Source organism: Oleiphilus sp. HI0061, assembly GCF_001635675.1.
Map to the genome: position 1 here is coordinate 1 of NZ_LWFE01001617.1, position 2,062 is coordinate 2,062.

1 protein-coding gene and 1 pseudogene are annotated in these 2,062 nt (G+C 41.8%); one reads left to right on the forward strand and one right to left on the reverse strand.

The features are described 5' to 3' along the window. Positions 1–707: pseudogene (locus A3735_RS31400) on the forward strand (hypothetical protein); the annotation flags it as partial. 98 nt (positions 708–805) lie between these two features. On the opposite strand, the gene A3735_RS25005 reads toward A3735_RS31400, so the two are convergent. Beyond that, positions 806–2,062 (reverse strand): bifunctional diguanylate cyclase/phosphodiesterase (locus tag A3735_RS25005; protein ID WP_156499912.1); only part of this gene is annotated, 1,257 nt, incomplete at its 5' end.

The window sequence follows — 2,062 nt, forward strand, 5'->3', positions numbered from 1 at the left end:
CATCCTATATTTATAAAGTAAACCGAATTAACTCGGGTGCCTTTGCGGATGTCGCTGATACTGATATAACACTATTAAATGTTGCTTACCAAACTCCTTTTGGTAAAGCTGTGGTATACAACTATGAGATCTCAGGAGAGCCTTATGGTGCCGCAGATGGTTGGGATGAGCTATCAACAATTGGTGCAAGTTTTACCGGCTCAACATTAGCAGGTGAAGATCTGAAAGTTTCATATGCTCTAGAGTATGCTTCGCAAGATAATGAAACGAAAGATGCCAGTATGGATTATATGATGGCTGAGGTTGGCCTAACTGCGTCAGGAGTAACAGGCAAGCTTGGCTATTCGTCCTTAGGGTCTGACGATGGCAATCAGTCGTTCGCGACACCTTTAGCAACTGTTCATAAGTTTGAAGGTTGGGCTGATGCATTTCTAGGTCAGTCCTTGTTTGGTGCGGGTGGCGGTAATGGTGTTGTAGACACTTATGCTTCAGTCTCAGGTAAGTTCGCTGGTGTAAAACTGGTGGGTGTTTACCATGATTTTGAGACCGATGAAGGCAGTGCTGACGCGGGTAGAGAGATAGATCTTTTGGCAGTCAAAAAGTTTAATAAAACCTATAGCGGAGGCCTGAAGTATGCTGATTACTCGGCACCTTCTGGCGGTACTGATAAGTCCGTAATGTGGGCGTGGGTTGGAATGAAGTTCTAAAGTCTGACACATAACTATAAGCCGTTAATAAGACTTCAGGGTCTTATTTTGCTAGCCTGGTGCCGTACCCGTCGCGGGTTGACAAGACTTTCCTCTTGTTAATTCAGGCTAGCTTTTTTCGGTTTTTTATGTGGGCTAGAGAGATACTCTAGCAAGGCTTCGAGCTTCATTGCTTCATGGAATAAACTTCCTTGTGCGTAGTCGCAGCCATGGCTTTTTAAGTGTGCAAGCTGTAAATCATTTTCAACGCCATCAGCAGTAACAGAAAGTTTCATCTGATGAGCCATACTAATAATTGCATTGCTAAAGTTAGTGTTTGCCTGATTTTCAGGGAGACCATTAAGGTAGCGTTGGTCTATTTTTAAGGCGTGAGCCGGAACTTGTTTCAAGTAGCTCATTGACGCATAGCCTGAACCAAAACGATCGATGATAATATGAACGCCCATATCTTTCAGTTCTTTTAGACGACCAATCACTTCGGGCTTTTGGTCAACGAAGCACTTTTCAACTACCTCGAAATGCAGGTATTTAATATAGTTCGGGTGTTCGGAAAATAGCGCTCGTACTTCAGAAACAAAGTAACGGTCTTTAAGTTGTCTAGGCGATATGTTGACACTAAAGCTAATATCTTTGATGCCTTCTTTAAGTAGTCTTTGGATATCTTTTACAAGCTGTTTTAGCACCCAGTTACCGAGAGGAATAATGCTGCCTGCATTTTCTGCTATCGAGATAAAATCATCGGGCATACGAATATCTTCTTCAGTGTATTGCCAGCGTAGAGATGCTTCTACGCCTGAAATGCTTTGATCTTTTAAATCGAGAATCGGCTGATAAACCAAAAAGAAGTCTTGGTTTTCAATGCTGTGCTGAATTTCCTTTTCTGTCTTTATTTTATAGCGGATCTCGTTGTTCATATCTTCAGAGAAGAATTGATAATTGTTTCTGCCGCTTTGCTTTGCCTGATACATAGCGATGTCGGCATTATTAATAAGGTCAGTGTCATTAAGCGAGTCTTCAGGGGTGACGCTAATGCCAATACTCGCGGTGATAAAGACTTCCTGAGTGTCGATGATCACGGGAGATTCAAAAGAGTTGATTATATTCTGTGTTACTTTACTGGCATCTTCGTAATTCTTAATGTTGCTTAGTAAGACTGTAAATTCATCACCACTGATACGAGCAATGCTATCGTTTTGCCTTACATGCTCATTCAAGCGCTTGGCGACGGATTTTAGAATCTCGTCACCGGCCTGATGACCTAGGGAGTCATTAATGGTTTTGAAGTTATCTATATCAATAAACAACAATGCAGCTTTTACCATATTACGTTTGGCATTTTGAATTGCTGACTCGAG